The organism is Phenylobacterium sp., assembly GCF_030680185.1.
Lineage (GTDB): Bacteria > Pseudomonadota > Alphaproteobacteria > Caulobacterales > Caulobacteraceae > Phenylobacterium.
The window spans coordinates 1-16,882 of the sequence record NZ_JAUXVZ010000042.1; the positions used below are offsets into that span (position 1 = coordinate 1).

Sequence of the window (16,882 nt, forward strand, 5' to 3'; positions counted from 1 at the left end):
CGATCTTGACCTAAAGCATCCACAGGCGCATAAGCGCGCCCTTCCGGCGCAACCTCGGTCAGCGCCCTCCCCCGCCACGACCCCCATCACCATATGGGACGAGGGCGGCGAGGCCCCCCGTCGACGTGATCGTCCACGGGGGTTGATCGCGTTTGGGCTCATGGTTTCCTGTTCGCAGGGCGCCTGGGCCACGGAAGACAATGGGCGTGACGCCGTCACGCCATGGGAGATCGAATGTTCGACGCACTTTCTGAACGGCTTTCCGGGGTATTCGACCGTCTGTCGGGCCACGGCGTGCTGTCTGAAAAGCACATCGACGAGGCCCTGCGCGAGGTTCGCATCGCCCTGCTGGAGGCCGATGTGGCACTGCCGGTGGTGCGCGAATTCATCGCCAAGGCCAAGGAGCGCGCCTCGGGCGAAGAGGTGCTGCGCTCGGTCCGTCCCACCGACCAGGTGATCAAGATCACCTATGACGGCCTGGTAGAGATGCTGGGCGGCGAAGAGGTCGAGGGCCTGAACCTCTCCCTCAATCCCCCCACCGTCATGATGATGGCCGGCCTGCAGGGCTCGGGTAAGACCACGACGGCTGGCCGCCTGGCCCTGCGCCTGGCCCGGGAACGCAAGAAGGTCCTGCTGGCCTCGCTGGACACCCGCCGGCCTGCGGCCATGGAGCAGTTGGCCACCCTGGCGACCCAGGCCGGCGTCGACAGCCTGCCCATCGTGGCCGGCCAATCGGCGCCGGACATTGCGCGGCGCGCGCTTTCGGCGGCCAAGCTGCAGGGCTATGACGTCCTGATCCTCGACACCGCCGGCCGCACGACGCTGGACGAGGCGATGATGGCCGAAGCCGCCGAAATCGCGAAGATCGCCAACCCGTCCGAGACCCTGCTGGTGGCCGATGCGCTCACCGGCCAGGACGCGGTGCGCACCGCCACCGCCTTCCATGAGCGCCTGCCGCTCACCGGCCTGGTGCTGACCCGCTCGGACGGCGATGGCCGCGGGGGCGCGGCGCTGTCCATGCGCGCGGTCACCGGCCTGCCGATCAAGTTCCTGGGCGTCTCGGAAAAGATCGACGGCCTGGACGTCTTCGACGCCCGCCGAGTGGCCGGCCGGATCCTCGGCCAAGGCGACGTGGTCGCCCTGGTGGAGAAGGCGTCGCAGGACTTCGACCAGGCCAAGGCCGAGGTCATGGCCAAGAAGCTGGCCAAGGGCCAGTTCGATCTGGACATGATGGCCGACCAGTTCGCCCAGATGAAGAAGATGGGCGGCATGGAAGGGCTGATGGGCTTCCTCCCCGGCGTCCAGAAGATGAAGAAGCAGATGGCCGAGGCCAATGTTTCGGACAAGACCCTCGACCGTCAGGCCGCGATCATCTCGTCCATGACCAAGGCCGAGCGCAAGAAGCCCGACATCCTGCAGGCCTCGCGCAAGCGCCGTATCGCCAAGGGCGCCGGCGTCGATGTGGCCGAGGTCAACCGGCTCCTGAAACAGCACCGCCAGATGGCCGACGCCTTCAAGATGATGAGCCGCGACGGGGGCAAGGGCTTCGCCAAGATGGCGGGCATGCTGACCGGCGGCGGCGGCGCCGACATGGCCCGCATGAAGACCATGGGCGCAGGCAAGGCCCCGACCCCGCAAGAGATCGAGGAGGCCAAGGCCCGCCTCGCCGGTCTGGGCGGCCCTGGACTCGGCGGTCTCGGGGGCCTGGGCGGCGGCCTCCCCAAACTTCCCGGCCTGGGCGGCGGTCTGCCCCCGGGCGTCAATCCCTTCAAGAAATCCTAGAGCTCACAAGGAACATCCATGCTCAAGATTCGTCTGTCCCGTGGCGGCGCCAAGAAGCGCCCCTATTATTCGATCGTCGTCGCCGACAGCCGCGCGCCGCGCGATGGCCGCTTCATCGAGAAGGTCGGCGCCTACAACCCGCTGCTCAAGAAGGATGACCCCAACCGCGTCGTCCTGAAGATCGAGCGCATCGAAGAGTGGGTCAAGAAGGGCGCCCAGCCCACCGACCGCGTCGCCCGTTTCCTGTCTCAGCAGGGCCTGGTGAAGTGGGAACACGGCAACAACCCGCAGAAGGCCGAGCCGGGCCGCAAGGCCAAGGAGCGGGCTGAAGAGCGCGCCCAGCGCGAGGCCGATCGCGCCGCCGCCGCCGCCGAAGCCGCCGCCCAGCCGGCGCCTGAGCCCGAGCCCGAGGCCCCCGCCGCCGAAGAGCCGGCCGCTGAGGCTCCCGCGGCTGAAGAGCCTGCCGCCGCTGAAGAAGCTGCTGTCGAGCCGGCCGCCGAGGCCGCTGACGACGCGACCGCCAAGGAAGGCTAAGAGCCCGCCTCGCATCTCCTCCGTCATGGTCGGGCCTCGCCCGACCATCCATGCGCGCTGACTGCGCCCAGTCTTCTGGGGCCGGTGTTCATGGACCTTCGGGTCAAGCCCGAAGGTGACGGGTGGGGGACGTGGTGGTGATGAGACCCTCTGAAACGAAGGCGCCATGGCCGACAAGCTGATCCAGGTGGCCCGGGTGGCCGGCGCCTTCGGCGTCCGCGGCGAACTCCGGATCACCACCTTCACCGAAGCCCCGATGTCGCTGGCGGCCTTCAAGGCGCTGCTGCGGCAGGACGGCTCCCCCGGCCTGACGCTCACCGGCGCCCGGCCGGTGAAGGGCGGTGTGGTGTGCCGCGCCAAGGAGGTCGAGACCCGCGAGCAGGCCGAGGCCCTGCGTGGTCTGAACCTCTTCATCCCCCGGGACGCCCTGCCGGACCCGGATGAGGACGAATTCTATCTGACCGACCTGATCGGCGCTGCGGTGGAGACCCCTGCGGGCGAGCGCCTGGGCGAGGTGAAGTCGGTGCAGGACTTCGGGGCCGGCGACCTGCTCGAGGTCCAGCCGACCAGCGGCCCCTCCTGGTGGCTGCCCTTCACCCGCGACAATGTGCCCGAGGTGAAGCTGGCCGAGGGCCGCCTGATCGCCATTCCGCCGGAAGAGACGGAGTAGGGCGACAGCCCTGCGGCCGTCCTCGTCCTTCGAGGCCCGCTGGCGCGGGCGCCTCAGGATGAGGACGGAATGATGGGCTTGCGCGTCCACCCGCACCCCTCATCCTGAGGTGCGAGCGTCAGCGAGCCTCGAAGGACGCAAGGCGGCTCAGTCGGCCTTGCGCATCCGCATCAGGCCTTCCTGGGCGACCGAGGCCACCAGGGTTCCGTCCTGGGCGTAGAGGGCGCCGCGAACGAAGCCGCGCCCGCCGGACGCCGAGGGGCTGTCCTGGGTGTAGAGGTGCCAGTCGTTGAAGTTGGACGGCTTGTGGAACCACATGGCGTGGTCGAGGCTGGCCGACTGCAGGCCCGGCGTCTGCCAGGCCACGCCGTGCGGGCGCATGGCGGTGGACAAGAGGTTCATGTCCGAGGCGTAGGCCAGGATCACCTGGTGCATCCGCGGGTCCTCGCCGATGGCGCCCGTGGCGCGGATCCAGACGTCGGACTTGCCCTCGGTGGGCTTGGTGTTGCCGCCGAAGCCGAAGGCGTCGCGGCCGCGCATCTCGATGGGCCGCGGGCGCGACATCATCTTGCGCATTTCCGGCGGCATCTTGTCGGCCGCCTTCTTCATGGATTCGGCCTCGGTGGGCAGCTCGTCCGGACCCGGGACCTTGGGCATGGGCGCCTGGTGGTCGAAGCCCTCCTCGACCACCTGGAAGGAGGCGGCGAGGTTGAAGATCTGCTTGCCGTTCTGGATGGCCACCACCCGGCGGGTGGTGAAGGTGCCGCCGTCGCGGGACCGGTCGACCTCGAACAGGATCGGGATGCGCGGATCGCCCGGGCGGATGAAGTAGCAGTGCAGCGAATGGCACATGCGCTCGTCGACGGTCTCATAGGCCGCCAGCAGCGACTGGGCGATCACCTGGCCGCCGAAGATGCGGGGCGGCCCGCCCTGCGGGCTCACGCCGCGGAACAGGTTCTGCTCGATGCGCTCCAGAGCCAGGGTGTCTGGCAGGATCTCGGGCTGGATCTCGGGGCTGTCCATAATGATTTATCGTATGTTGCAGGTGCGAAAGCGCCAGGGCTTAACCCTTGGCGCGCCCCGCGGCAAGGCGAAGCCCGGCCTTGGCTTTTGACCGTCGGCTGGTGCAGATGAGCCCATGTCCTTCGACGCGACCGTCCTGACCATGTTTCCCGAGGCCTTTCCGGGCCCGCTCGGGGTCTCCCTGATTGGAACCGCCTGGCGTGAGCAGGGGCTCTGGACGTTGGAAACAGTGGACATTCGCGCCTTTTCCAAGGATAAGCGCGGCTTCCTGGACGACACCCCTGCGGGCGGTGGTCCGGGACAGGTGATGCGGGCGGACGTCATCGCTTCTGCGCTGGACAGCGTGGAGCGGCGAGGGCGGCCGCTTTTGTACATGAGCGCCCGGGGTCGGCCCCTGACCCAGGCGCGCGCGAAGGAATGGGCTGCGGGTCCGGGCGTCATCGTCCTGGCCGGCCGGTTCGAGGGGGTGGACCAGCGGGTGCTCGACGCCCGGGGGTTCGAGGAGGTCGCCGTGGGCGACGTCGTCCTCGCCGGTGGCGAGGTGGCGGCCATGCTGACCATCGAAGCGTGCGTACGTCTTGTGCCCGGTGTGTTGGGCCAGGCGCTGAGTTTGAGTGAAGAGAGCTTCGAGGACGGGCTCCTTGAGCATCCGCAGTACACGAGACCGCGGACGTTCGAAGGGCGCGAGATACCGCCGGTGCTGCTTTCAGGGCACCACGCCCAGGTCGCCAAATGGCGGGCTGAGCAGCGGGAAGAGACGACGCGGGAGCGGCGGCCGGACTTGTGGGCGCAGCATCTCGCCAATCAACAGGCAAAGGGCGCGTAAAGCCCAGTGACAAAGGAATTGAACCGATGAACGTGATCCAGCAACTGCGCCAGGAAGAGGCCGACCGCCTCAAGTCCGCCCGCAACTTCCCCGACTTCCGCCCGGGCGACACCGTCCGCGTCAATGTGAAGATCAAGGAAGGCGAGCGCGAGCGCGTCCAGGCCTATGAAGGCGTCTGCATCGCCCGCTCGGGCGAAGGCGTCGACGAGAATTTCACCGTCCGCAAGATTTCCTTCGGCGAAGGCGTGGAGCGGGTCTTCCCGATCCTGTCGCCGATGATCGAGTCCGTCGAGGTCAAGCGCCGCGGCGTCGTGCGGCGCGCCAAGCTCTATTATCTGCGTGATCGTCGCGGCAAGTCGGCGCGGATCGCCGAACGCCAGATGACCCCGGCCGAGCGCGAAGCCGAAAAGGCCGAGCGCAACGCCCGCGCCGAGGCCTCGGCTGCGGCCCACGCCCCCAAGAAGAAGGACGCCGAAGGCTAGATCGCCCCAGGCTCCACCGACATCGAAGGGCGGCTGCAGACCCTGCAGCCGCCTTTTTCGTGCGCCGCCTTCAGGCCTGGGCTTCGGCCAGCTGGTCCGACAGGGCGGCCACCAGGTGGTCGAACATCAGGCGCATCCGCGGCGTGGTGCGCAGCCCCTCGGGCATGCAGACCCACATCTCCATCTCGATCCGGAAACGGTCGGCCAGGATCGGCACCAGGCCATAGCGCCGGGCGATCAGGGTCTGGCAGCCGCCGATCCCAAGGCCCGCTCGCAGGGCCGCCAGCTGGGCGACATCGCTGTCGCTGCGAAAGCTGAAGATGTCGCGGGTGATCGGCCGGCCGATGTCGATCTGGCTGTCGAACTTGGGCGCCGCCCCGTCGAAGCCGATGGTCGGGTGCTGGTTCAGCTCGTCGAAATCGCGCGGCGCGCCGCAACGGGCGACATAGGCCGGCGCGGCGTAGAGCCCGATATCGAATGTGCCGATCCGTCGGCCCACCAGGGTGTTCTGGGTCGGCCGGGCCATCCGCACGGCGATGTCGGCGTCGCGTCGCGACAGGTCGGCCTGGTGGTTGGAGACCGTCAGCTCCACCTCGATGGCCGGGTGGGCGGCGTGGAAGTCGGCCAGGATGGGGGGCAGGAGTTCGCAGCCGACCATCTCGCTGGCCGTGACCCGCACCGCGCCGCCGACCTGATCGGCCGCGCCGGCCACCTCCCGCAGGGCCGCGCCGGCGGCTGCCGCCATGTCCTCCAGCCGGGGACGGAGCGCGAGCGCCAGATCGGTGGGCGTGAAGCCGCGGGACGATCGCAGAAAGAGGGGCGCGCCCAGGCGATGTTCAAGGGCTTCGATGTGCCGGCCGATGGTGGGCTGGGTGACGCCGCGGGCCCGGGCGGCGGCCGAAAGGCTGCCTGTCTCCAGTACGGCATGCAGGCTTTGGAAGAGGTCCCAGTCGGTGGCGGTGATCGATGGCATGTTGAGATGATGGGGATTGCAGCTGCGCCGCACAATGTTCGGCGAGTGGCGATTGATGTTCCGACGGTCAGGCGCCGGCCTCGGCCTCCTCCAGGGCTTCGGCCAGGGCCTGCTGGGCGGCCTCGCGTTCGGGTCGCCGGCGGCGGCGGCGCTCCATCAGCCGGCCGGCGGGGAAGGCGTGCATCATCTTCAGGCCGGCCACCGGCGAGAGGTTGGCCACTACGCGCCGGGCCTCGCTCATCATCTGCTGCACCATCTCCTTGTGCTCGACCTCGCCCTCCTCGCGGACCAGGGTCAGGCGGTGCAGGGCGTAGAGGCCGAGCAGGGCCGACATCAGGAAGTAGAAGTCCCAGTTGTTGAAGGCCAGGTGCAGGACGTCGACATCCTCCCCGGGCTGGGACCAGCGGATCAGAAGCTGCAGTTCGCGGGCGGCGAAGAAGTCGGCGAACAGGCCCCCCAGGATCGGGGCGGCGGCCGCCGCCATCGAGGTGATCAGGGTGTTGGCGGCGATATAGGCCGTGGCGCCGCCCCGGGGGGCGAGCTTCAGGGCGATGTTGACGGTGGCGAGACCCACGCCGGCGGCCGCGCCGCCCAGCACCACATGCAGACCGACCAGATAGGCGCCGGCCAGCTGCGGGTCGTCGATCTGCGAGGTGAGCGCCGTGGCGGCGATGCAGAGGATGTAGGCCGGGGCCGTCACCGCCAGCACCGACTTGTTGGAGAACCGGTCGCTGAGCTGTCCCCAGAACCGCAGCACGCCGATATTGGCGATCTGGCTGACCACGCTGAGCATCATGACGAAGGTCAGCGGATAGTTGAGCTGGGTGACGAAATAGACGGTGAAGAACGGGCTCGCCAGGTTCACCGCGAACTGCCAGCTCGACAGAAAGAAGATCAGGCGGCGGAAATTCTCGTCCCGCAGGGGCGCCCGCAGCAGACGGTAGAGGTTCACGCCGGCGGCCGGCGGCGGCATGGGCGGCTCGGGCGTGCGGGCGAGCGCCGCGACGCTGATCATCCCCAGGATGAAGGCGACGCCGAAGAAGGCGGCGAACACCATGCCGCGGTCCTGTTCGGCGGCCTGGTCCAGCGCCACCCCCGACAGGATGGTCACGCTGAGGGTGACGCCGGTGGCGATCACGGTGCGCCGCGCCGTGAACGACCCCAGCCGGTCCTCTGGAATCAGGTCCCGCACCCAGGAATTCCAGGCGCAGCTGGTTACGGCGCCGAGGGAGCCGATGACGATCTGGGTGGCCACCAGGGCCGTCAGGCTCCAGGCATTGTGCGGCAACAGCGCGATGGCGGCCATGATCGGCAGGGTCAGCCGGGCGCAGAAGGCCGCCGTCGAGGCGATGAGGCGGCGGCGGCGCAGCTTCTCCACCAGAGGCACGGCCGGCGCCTGGATCAACTGGGTCAGGAAGGGCAGGGCGGCCAGCAGGCCGATGACCGCGTTGGAGGCGCCCAGGTGCAGGGCGAAGGCGGCCAGGACGATGCCGGAGGTCACCGCCGTCACCGCCGTCGCGGCCGCGGAATCGACCATCATCAAGGCGGTCGCCCGGTCGAGGTCGCGCTCGTCCTGAGGGTCCGTCTGGGGGCTCATGGGGACCTGTCCTAGACGGTTTGGACCGGCGCGGAAACCGCAGCGGGGTGAAAGCGGCGCCTGCGACCTTTACGGAATGGCCCCAGGCCTCCTACATACCGCGCCATGGCCGCCAAGACGCTCTACGACAAAATCTGGGATGCTCACCTCGTCGCCGAACAGGATGGCGAGACGATCATCTATATCGACCTGCACCTCATCCATGAGGTGACGACGCCCCAGGCCTTCGCCGGCCTTCGGGCCAATGGCCGCCCCGTGCGCCGGCCCGACCGCACGCTGGCGGTGGCCGACCACAATGTGCCGACCGAGGGCCAGGCCCTGGGCGCGGCCGCCGTGGCCGACGAAGAGGCGCGCCTGCAGCTCCTGACCCTGGAGCGCAACGTCGCCGACAACGGCATCGAATACTTCCCCATGGGCGACCTGCGGAACGGCATCGTCCATGTGGTGGGACCCGAACAGGGCCGCACCCAGCCGGGCATGACCATTGTCTGCGGCGACAGCCACACCTCGACCCACGGCGCCTTCGGGGCCCTGGCCCAGGGCATCGGCACGTCCGAGGTCGAGCATGTGCTGGCCACCCAGACCCTGCGCCAGGCCAAGTCGAAGAACATGCGGGTCACCATCAACGGCACGCCCGCGCCCGGCGTCGGGGCCAAGGACTTTGCGCTGGCCGTTATCGGCGCCATCGGCACGGCCGGCGGCACCGGCCATGTGATCGAATATGCCGGCGAGGCGGTTCGCGCCCTGTCGATGGAAGGGCGCATGACGCTCTGCAACCTGACCATCGAGGCCGGCGCCCGGGCGGGCCTGGTGGCGCCCGACGAGACCACCTTCGACTATATGCGCGGCCGGCCTGCTGCGCCGAAGGGCGCGGCCTGGGACATGGCCGTGGCCCACTGGAAGAGCTTCTTCACCGACGAGGGCGCGGTCTTCAACTCCGAGATCGTGATCGACGCCGCGACCATCGCGCCCCTGGTCACCTGGGGCACCTCGCCGGAAGACGTCATGCCGATCACCGGCCGGGTGCCCGATCCGGCCAGCTTCGCCACCCCGGACAAGCGCGCCTCGGCCGCCCGGGCCCTGGACTATATGGGCCTGGTCGCCGGCCAGCCGATCACCGAGGCCAGGGTCGACCGGGTGTTCATCGGCTCGTGCACCAACAGCCGCATCGAGGATCTGCGCGCCGCGGCCGCGGTAGTGCAGAAGGCCTTCCTGGAGGGCCGGCTGGTGGCGCCGCACGTCACCGCCATGGTGGTGCCGGGCTCGGGCCTGGTGAAGGCTCAGGCCGAGGATGAGGGTCTGGACGCCATCTTCAAGGCCGCCGGTTTCGACTGGCGCGAGCCGGGCTGCTCCATGTGCCTGGGCATGAACCCCGACCGCCTGGCGCCGGGGGAGCGCTGCGCCTCGACCTCGAACCGCAACTTCGAGGGCCGCCAGGGCCGCGGCGGACGCACCCACCTGCTCAGCCCCGCCATGGCCGCCGCCGCCGCCATCGCCGGTCATCTGGCCGACGTGCGCGACTTCATCTGATGATCAGCGGCCTCGATCACGTCGCGCTGGCTGTGCGCGATCTGGATCAGGCGCAGGTCGCCTATGCCCGTCTGCTGGGCCGGGCGCCCAACTGGGTGGGCGGCGACGGTGGGGCGCGGCACGCCTGGTTCCAGCTGCCCAACATGGCCCTGGACGTCATCGCGCCGTCCGGCGAGGGCGCGTTCGGCGACGTCATCCGCGCCCATCTCGACGCCCAGGGCGAGGGCGTCTGGGCCCTGGCCTTCACGACGCCGGACATCGAGGCCGCCGTCACCCTGCTGCGCCGACGCGGCGTGGGCGCGACCGATCCCGGCCCCGTGCGCTCCACCCATGAGGATGGCCGCAAGCGCTACTGGACCACCTCGACCCTGGATGCGGCCACGACCGGCGGCATGAACATCCTGCTGACCGCCCCGCCAAGGGATGGCCAGCCGTGGCCGATCTCGACGCCCACCGCGGGCGAGGCCGCAGCCGTCACCGAGCTGGACCATGTGGTGGTCCGCACGCCCAATCCAGAGCGCGCCCTGGCCGTCTATGGCGCCAAGCTCGGCCTCGACCTGCGCCTGGACCGCTCGAACCCCGACTGGGGGGCCCGCCAGCTCTTCTTCCGCTGCGGCTCGGCCGTGGTGGAGTTCGGGGCCAGCCTGAAGACGCCGGTCTCCGACGCGCCCGACTCCAGCGGCGGCCTGGCCTGGCGGGTCGATGATCCCGCCGCCGTTCACGCCCGCCTGGCCGCCGACGGCTGGGACGTTTCCGACCTGCGCAAGGGCCGCAAGCCCGGCACCCAGGTCTTCACCGTCCGCGCCGGCGCGCCGGGCCTGCCCGCCCTGATGATCCAGCAAGGGGCCCCCGTCGCGTCCCAGGAGACCGCCCGATGAAGCCCTTCACCCGCATCGACGCCAAGGCTGCGCCTCTGGCCCTGTCCAACATCGACACCGACCAGATCATCCCTAAGCAGTTCCTGAAGACCGTGGAGCGCGAGGGCCTGGCCCGCGGGCTGTTCTACGACTTCCGCTTCGACGAGGCGGGGAACGAGAAGGCCGACTTCGTGCTGAACCAACCGGCCTACAAGGACGCCGGCGTCCTGGTGGCCGGCGATAATTTCGGCTGCGGCTCGTCGCGCGAGCACGCGCCCTGGGCGTTGCTGGACTTCGGGATCACCTGTGTGATCTCCACCAGCTTCGCCGACATCTTCTATAATAACTGCTTCCAGAACGGCCTGTTGCCGGTGGTGCTGAAGGCTGACGAGGTCGAGAGCCTCATGGCCCAGGCCCGGGGCGGCAACCATGTGGTCAGCGTCGACCTGGAGGCCCAGACCGTCACTGCGCCCGACGGCGAGGTCTACCGGTTTGAGATCGACCCGGCCCGCAAGCACAAGATGCTGAACGGCCTCGACGCCATCGGCGAAACCCTGCAGCGCGCCGCCGATATCGACGTCTATGAGGGTCGCCGCGCCCTGGACAACCCATGGCTGGAAAGGGCGTGAGCCTGGTCATCGCCGGCACGATCCGCGTGCCGGCCGACCGGCTGGAGGCCGTTCGCCCCCACATGCTGGCCATGCTGAAGGCCAGCCGGGCCGAGGACGGCTGCCTGGAATACGCCTATGCCGAGGACGTGGCCGAGCCCGGCCTGATCCGGGTGTTCGAGGCCTGGCGCGACCAGGGCGCCCTGGACGCCCATTTCACCACCCCGCACCTGGCCGCCTGGCGGGCGGTCTGGCCGGAATTCGGGGTTTCCGATCGCCGCCTCATCGCCTACGAGGTCGCCTCTGAACGGGCGGTCTAGTTCTCCGTCCGACATGACCAGCGACGGGGCGATGACCATGACCGACCTTCTCCTCCTGCCCGGCGACGGCATCGGCCCCGAGGTGACCGCCGAGGTCCGCCGCGTGATCGCCGCCCTGACGCCGGACCTGGTGGTCGAAGAGCGGCCGTTCGGCGGCATCAGCTATGACCAGTCGGGGTCGCCCCTGACCGACGAGACCCTGGCGCTCGCCAAGGCCTCCAAGGCCGTGCTGATGGGCGCCGTGGGCGGACCGAAATGGGCCGGCGTTCCCCGGGACAAGCGCCCCGAGGCCGGGCTGCTGGCCCTGCGGGCGGGCATGGAGGTGTTCGCCAATCTCCGCCCGGCGCTCTGCTTCGGACCGCTGGCCGACGCCTCCTCGCTCAAGCGCGAGCTGGTCGAGGGCCTCGACTTCATGATCGTGCGCGAGCTGACCGGCGGCATCTATTTCGGCGAGCCGCGCTTCATCGAGGACCTGCCCGGCGGCGGCAAGCGGGCCGTGGACACCCAGGTCTATACAACCGCCGAGATCGAGCGGGTCGCCCGGGTGGCCTTCGAACTGGCCCGGGGCCGGCGCAACAAGGTCCATTCGGCCGAGAAGTCCAATGTGATGGATTCCGGCCTGCTCTGGCGCGAGGTGGTCACCGACCTGCACAGGCGCGAGTTCGCCGATGTCGAGCTGGAGCACATCCTGGCCGACAATGCGGCCATGCAGATCGTCAAGAACCCCAAGCAGTTCGACGTCATGGTCACCGACAACCTGTTCGGCGACATCCTGTCGGACGCGGCGGCCCAGCTGACTGGGTCTCTCGGCATGCTGCCCTCGGCGGCGCTCGGCGCGCCGGGCAAGCCTGGCCTCTATGAGCCGATCCACGGCTCGGCGCCGGATATCGCCGGCCAAGGCCTGGCCAATCCGCTGGCGGCCATCCTGTCGTTCGAAATGGCCCTGCGCTGGTCGCTGGACCGCACGGCGGCCGCCGACAGGCTGCAGGCCGCGGTGATCAAGGCCCTGGAGGACGGCGCCCGCACCCGCGACCTCGGCGGACGCCTCTCCACCGTCCAGATGGGCGACGCGGTCCTCGCGGCGCTCGCCTAGAGGTCCTCGGGCCTACATTTCTTCGGCCAGGGAAGGATCGAGCGCGACAGCCGCAGCCTGGTCGGCGGCGGCGCCTGCGGCGTCCCCCAGTTCGGCGCGGGCCAGGCCGCGGAGAAACAGCGCATCGGCCGCCTTCGGGTTGATCGCCAGGGCTTTTCCCAGCCACTCGCGGGCGCTGAGCGGGTCGTCGAGCATGTAGTAGATGGTCCCCTTTTCCTCGAGCAGGTCGGGGTCGTCGGGCGCCATCGCCAGGCCCGCATCAGCTTCTCGCAGGGCGGCCTCATAGTCCTCATTGTGGCGGCGAATGACGGCGGCGAGGTAGCGGGAATAGGCGGTGTCGAAGTCGCCGGCCGCCAGCTTGTCCAGTTGCGCCAGGGCGCCGTCGCCCTCGCCGAGCAGGTAGAGCACCTCGCCACGGATTATCATGTAGGCGGGATGATCCGGGGCGAGGGCCACGGCCTGGGCGCTGGGGCGCTCCGCCTCCTGGACGCGTTCCAGCCGGATCAAGGTCGCAGCCAGGGAGGCATGGATCTCGGCGTCGTCCGGATAGCGCTTCAGGAGGCTGGCATAGCCGGCCTCGGCGCCGGGATAGTCGCCGCTCCAGAACAGGGCCTCGGCCACACCGTGCTCGAAGTTTCCATCGTCAGGGTCGAGGGCGTGGGCGCGGCGATAGAAGACCAGGGCTTGGGCGGGGTCTGTCCCTAGAGCCAAGGCGCCGAGCCCGCCCCAGGCGACGGCCTCCTCGGGGTCCAGGATGACCGCCCGCTCAAGGTCGGCCTTGGCCCGCGTCCGGTCGTCCAGCAGGATCAGCAGCGTGCCCCGCCGGGCGAGGGCGGCGGCCTGGTCGACCGGGGTGGCGCGCTCAACCAGCAGTTCGGCGAGGGCGAGCGCTCCATCCAGGTCGCCGGCCGTCTCGGCGGCGAAGGAGCTGTAGACCAGGGCCGGGACGCTGAGGGTCGCCGTATCGGTCATGGCGGCGAGGTCACGCTTGGCGCCCTCGACATCACCGGCGGTGATGCGGGCGAAACTTCGCAAGGCGTAGGCGTCGCTGGTGGGCGCCTGGGCGATCGCGACATCGAGGTCGGCGAGGGACCTGTCCGGTCGGGTCAGCATCAACAGCAGCGCGCGCTCGACACGAAGCTCGGCGGTCTCCGGCGCCCGGCTGATGGCGCGGTCGAGGATCTGGTCGCGCTTTTTCGTCTGTCCCGTCTCGTCCAGGGCGGTGACGAGGGTCAAGGCGAGGTCGACGTCGTCGGGCAGCTCCCGATGCAGCCGCTCGAGGTCGTCCAAAGCCTCAGCCTGCCGGCCCATGGCGCGGAGAATCCGGACCCGCATGCGCTTCAGCTGGGTCGCTCCGCCGTCCTGGCGCAGGGCGGCCTCGACGGTGGCCAGGGCCTCGTCATGGCGGCCGGCGAACATGCGCGCCAGAGCCTGGGCGTTGAGGACGTCCACCATGGGATAGAGCGCCGCGGCCCGGTCGGCGGCGGCGATGGCGTCGTCGTGGTCGCCCTTCGCACTCAGCGCCATGGAGATCGACATGAGGACCACGGCGCGCTCCTCGTCGGTCTCCGCCGCCGCCAGGGCTGGGCGGCAGAGGGCGAGGCTGGCGTCAGGGGCGCTCAGGGGCGTGGAATCCCAGCAGGCCTGCACCTGGGGCGGGGTCGGGTCTTCCGCCGCCGGGTCCTGGGCCGCCGCCGGGCTGGCCGCGACGCCGACCACGAGGGCGCCGGCCGCCAGGGCTGAGCGGATTGTTTGGCGTCGTACATTCATAGCGCGTCTCCCTCTGGGGCCGCTGCGGGGCGGGCCAGGACAATGATGGGCGGGGTGGAAAGCCACGGCCTGGCCAGGGCGTGGACATCGGCTGGGGTCAGTTTGGCGATGGCGAGGCCCAGGCGGTCCAAGGCCTTGCGCTGGGTGTCCCAGTCGACGGCGGCGCCCAGGGCCTGGGCCCAGTAGATGTCGGACCGGCGCAGGGCGTCCAGCTGGGCCAGCATGGGCTGACGGGCCTGCTCCAGCGCGTCGCGCGCCGGCGGCGCGGCGACGAAACCTTCGGCGGCCTGCTGGACGCTCTGGATCACCTCGTCCAGGCGACGGGCCTCGGGTGTGACCTCCACGTAGAGCGCGATGTCATGAGGTTCGGTCAGGCTGCCGTCGAGCTCGGCGGTGGGGGAATAGGTGCGCCCCTGCCGCCGCCGGGTTTCCTCGACCACCGCCGTTTCCAGCAGGGCGGTCAGGACCATGGCGGCCGCCTGGTCCTCGACGGGCTGGATCTGCGGGCGGGTCCAGTAGATGCGGGCGGCGCTGCGTCCGGCCGGCCCTTGGTGGGACACTTCGATCGGGCGGGGCGGGGCGGCGGAGTAGTCGAGCGGCGGGCGCGCAGGCGCCGGGCGGTGTGGCCGCCGGGCGGGGCGGGCGCCCAGGGTCCGGGCGGCCAGCTCGATGGCGTCGTCTTCGCTGATATCCCCCACCAGGATCAGCTCCACAGGGCCCGTGGTGAGGAAGGGCGTCAGAGCCCCGCGAAGATCTGCGGGGTCGAGGCGCCGGTAGGTTTCCGGATCGTAGGCCGCCCCGGCCGTGTCGGGCCAGACGGTCCTGGCGAAGGCGGCGTCGACGGCGTCGACCGGGTTCAGCCGGACGTCCTGCTCGAGGCTCGCCGCCAGCAGGGCCAGGGGATCGCGGAGTTCGGCGTCGAACCCCGGGGCGATGAGATGGGCCATGATCAGGGCCATGTGGGCGGGGGTCTGGCCGGCGAAACTCTGGGCCGAGACGACCAGGCCGGCGTCGCTGAGGGTGGCGTCGAATTCCCAGTCCCACTGGGCGTTCAGTTCCTGCAGGGCGCCGAAGCTGCGGCCCTCCACGCCGGCGGCCGGCAGGACGGCAGCCGCAGCCGTGGCGAGGACGAAATCCTTGGGGCTGAGTTCGCTCGCCTTCGGCCCCATGCGGATCAGAATCTGCACGAAGCCCGGCGCATGGTCGGTGGCCATGTGCTTCAGCACCAGGCCGTTGGCGAAGGTCACCCGCACGACGCCCTGGGCCAGGGTCTCCCGGCGCACCACCTTGCCGTCGGGGCCGAAATCAAAGGTCAGGGGCTCCGGCGGCGGGAAGGACGCGGCCAGGGGCGCGACGGCGCCCGCGCGCCAGCTTGCGAGCACGACGGGCGGCGTCACCCCGTCGTCCTCGATCGAGAGGGTCGGCGGGGTCGCGTCGGGCCACAGGGCCTCGAACGCCGCAACAAGGTCGTCGGCGTTGAGGCTGGAGGCGACCCGGCTGATCTGGCGCATCGTCTGGTGAGGGGCGAGGAAGGGCCGCCCATATTCCTCGTACCCGACCAGTTCGTCGGCCATCTCCGCAGAGGTGGCGTTGGCGTAGCTGGTCCGGGCGCCCCGCGCCAAGGCCCTTTGGCTGGCGACCGCGGCGTCGATCTCGGCCCGGGTCGGCCCTTCGGCGGCGAAACTGCGCAGGCTCGCCTGCGCCAGACCCAGGCCCTCCAGGCCCTTCTGGGGGGCGTGGGTCGCCCGCACGCAGGTCACCTGGCGGGTTTCGTACCAGGCCGGGCCCTCCAGCCCCAGATAATAGACCCCCGGCGTGGCGGCCGCCGCCCGGCTCAGCCGCTGGTTGACGATGCTGAGCAGCAGGGTTTCGCGCAGCTCGTCGGCCGGGTCGTAATCGTCATCCTCCGCCGAGGGGGTGTTGCGGCAGGCCAGACTCTGGGCCGGCAGGCGGCCCGGCGTCAGCACCAGGGCGACAGCCGTGTCCGGGGGCTCGGGCGCCGGGCTCGTGGGCATTTGCGGTCGCGCGCCGGCGCCGGCCCAGCCGCCGAGACGGCGCTCCAGCTCGGCCGCCATCTCGGTGGCGTCGACGTCGCCGGTGACGATGAGGACGCTGCGGTCGGGGCGATACCACTTGGCGTGGAAGGCCTTCAGATCTTCTGGCGTCAGGGCGTTGAGGGTGGCGACGGACCCGGCGGGGGTCAGACTGTCCTCGGGCCGGAAGTGGAAACTGGTTTCCTGCTCGTCCGTGGCGTCGCCAGAGCGCAGCCGGTCCAGGCGCTCGGCCAGGACGACGCCCCGTTCGGCGTTCACCTCCTCGGGGCGAAACAGTTGGCCGTCGCCGACATCGCGCAGCCAGTCGAGCCCGCGGGCGATGGTGGCCGTCTCGCGGCTGGGCAGGTCCAGGTGATAGGTGGTGGTCCAGCGGCCGGTGAAGGCGTTGTGGTCGCGCCCATACGTCCCGCCGGCCCGGGCCATCACCTTGTCGATCTCGCCATCGGCGAAGTTGCGGGTGGAGCGGAAGGCCATGTGCTCGACGAAGTGGGCGATCCCGCGGTTCTCCGCGTCCTCGGCCTGACTGCCGACGCGGACCATCAGGCGGAATGAGACGCTGTCGGCCTCCGCCATGGGCAGGATCACATAGGCCAGGCCGTTGGACAGCTTGCCCCGCACCAGGTCGGGGTGCTCGTCCTGGGCCGAAGCCGGCCCCGCGCAGCCGCTCGCCGACAGGACGATCCAGCCCACGAAGACGCACTTCGCCCAGAACCGTCCCAGAAATCGCCCCACGCCCGCCCCCGAACAAAACAGAAACGCCCGA

Annotated in this window: 15 protein-coding genes; 10 read left to right on the plus strand and 5 right to left on the minus strand. The window is 70.1% G+C overall.

Translation table 11 applies throughout. The features are described from left to right. The first annotated feature begins 234 nt into the window (after positions 1–234). The 3 genes from ffh (at position 235) to rimM (ending at position 2,986) form a co-directional block, all read left to right on the plus strand. Complete coding sequence (gene ffh, locus Q8L83_RS10205; protein WP_305286570.1) at positions 235–1,782, plus strand: signal recognition particle protein; 1,548 nt, start codon at positions 235–237, stop codon at positions 1,780–1,782. 18 nt (positions 1,783–1,800) lie between these two features. Further along, entirely contained in the window at positions 1,801–2,316 is a 516-nt protein-coding gene (gene rpsP, locus Q8L83_RS10210; RefSeq protein WP_305286572.1) for a 30S ribosomal protein S16, read from the plus strand. 166 nt (positions 2,317–2,482) lie between these two features. Further along, positions 2,483–2,986, plus strand: coding sequence for a ribosome maturation factor RimM (gene rimM, locus Q8L83_RS10215; protein ID WP_305286574.1), 504 nt, complete (start codon positions 2,483–2,485; stop codon positions 2,984–2,986). Positions 2,987–3,133: 147 nt separating this feature from the next. Here the strand turns inward: rimM and Q8L83_RS10220 are convergent, their stop codons facing one another. After that, positions 3,134–4,009: an acyl-CoA thioesterase II gene (locus Q8L83_RS10220; protein ID WP_305286577.1), complete on the minus strand. Its 876-nt coding sequence runs from the start codon at positions 4,007–4,009 to the stop codon at positions 3,134–3,136. Positions 4,010–4,124: 115 nt separating this feature from the next. On the opposite strand from Q8L83_RS10220, the gene trmD reads away from it, so the two are divergent. Both trmD and rplS read left to right on the plus strand, forming a co-directional pair. Beyond that, the gene (gene trmD / locus Q8L83_RS10225) at positions 4,125–4,835 is read left to right on the plus strand and encodes a tRNA (guanosine(37)-N1)-methyltransferase TrmD (protein WP_305286579.1); all 711 of its coding nucleotides are present in this window, start codon (positions 4,125–4,127) and stop codon (positions 4,833–4,835) included. A gap of 26 nt (positions 4,836–4,861) precedes the next feature. Further along, positions 4,862–5,317, plus strand: coding sequence for a 50S ribosomal protein L19 (gene rplS, locus Q8L83_RS10230; RefSeq protein ID WP_305286581.1), 456 nt, complete (start codon positions 4,862–4,864; stop codon positions 5,315–5,317). A gap of 70 nt (positions 5,318–5,387) precedes the next feature. Here rplS and Q8L83_RS10235 read toward each other — a convergent pair whose 3' ends face one another. Continuing rightward, positions 5,388–6,290: a LysR family transcriptional regulator gene (locus Q8L83_RS10235; RefSeq protein WP_305286583.1), complete on the minus strand. Its 903-nt coding sequence runs from the start codon at positions 6,288–6,290 to the stop codon at positions 5,388–5,390. 67 nt (positions 6,291–6,357) lie between these two features. Beyond that, positions 6,358–7,887 (minus strand): MFS transporter, encoded by a 1,530-nt coding sequence (locus Q8L83_RS10240; RefSeq protein ID WP_305286585.1) that lies wholly within the window; start codon positions 7,885–7,887, stop codon positions 6,358–6,360. Positions 7,888–7,992: 105 nt separating this feature from the next. Here Q8L83_RS10240 and leuC point away from each other — a divergent pair, with 105 nt between their 5' ends. From leuC to leuB, 5 genes are read left to right on the plus strand one after another with little or no spacing between them, the layout of a single operon-like run. Further along, entirely contained in the window at positions 7,993–9,417 is a 1,425-nt protein-coding gene (gene leuC, locus Q8L83_RS10245) for a 3-isopropylmalate dehydratase large subunit (protein ID WP_305286587.1), read from the plus strand. After that, positions 9,417–10,295, plus strand: coding sequence for a VOC family protein (locus tag Q8L83_RS10250; protein WP_305286589.1), 879 nt, complete (start codon positions 9,417–9,419; stop codon positions 10,293–10,295). Before leuC ends, Q8L83_RS10250 begins: the two co-directional genes overlap by 1 nt. Next, entirely contained in the window at positions 10,292–10,903 is a 612-nt protein-coding gene (gene leuD, locus Q8L83_RS10255; RefSeq protein ID WP_305286591.1) for a 3-isopropylmalate dehydratase small subunit, read from the plus strand. Before Q8L83_RS10250 ends, leuD begins: the two co-directional genes overlap by 4 nt. Beyond that, positions 10,885–11,202: a putative quinol monooxygenase gene (locus tag Q8L83_RS10260; protein WP_305286592.1), complete on the plus strand. Its 318-nt coding sequence runs from the start codon at positions 10,885–10,887 to the stop codon at positions 11,200–11,202. The genes leuD and Q8L83_RS10260 overlap by 19 nt, the downstream gene beginning before the upstream one ends. A gap of 37 nt (positions 11,203–11,239) precedes the next feature. Next, the gene (leuB, locus tag Q8L83_RS10265) at positions 11,240–12,295 is read left to right on the plus strand and encodes a 3-isopropylmalate dehydrogenase (RefSeq protein ID WP_305286594.1); all 1,056 of its coding nucleotides are present in this window, start codon (positions 11,240–11,242) and stop codon (positions 12,293–12,295) included. Positions 12,296–12,307: 12 nt separating this feature from the next. Here the strand turns inward: leuB and Q8L83_RS10270 are convergent, their stop codons facing one another. Next, positions 12,308–14,065 carry a lipopolysaccharide assembly protein LapB gene (locus tag Q8L83_RS10270; protein WP_305286596.1) on the minus strand — a complete coding sequence of 586 codons (1,758 nt, stop codon included), beginning with the start codon at positions 14,063–14,065 and terminating at the stop codon, positions 12,308–12,310. Beyond that, positions 14,062–16,851 (minus strand): M16 family metallopeptidase, encoded by a 2,790-nt coding sequence (locus Q8L83_RS10275; protein ID WP_305286599.1) that lies wholly within the window; start codon positions 16,849–16,851, stop codon positions 14,062–14,064. Before Q8L83_RS10275 ends, Q8L83_RS10270 begins: the two co-directional genes overlap by 4 nt. Positions 16,852–16,882: the final 31 nt, after the last annotated feature.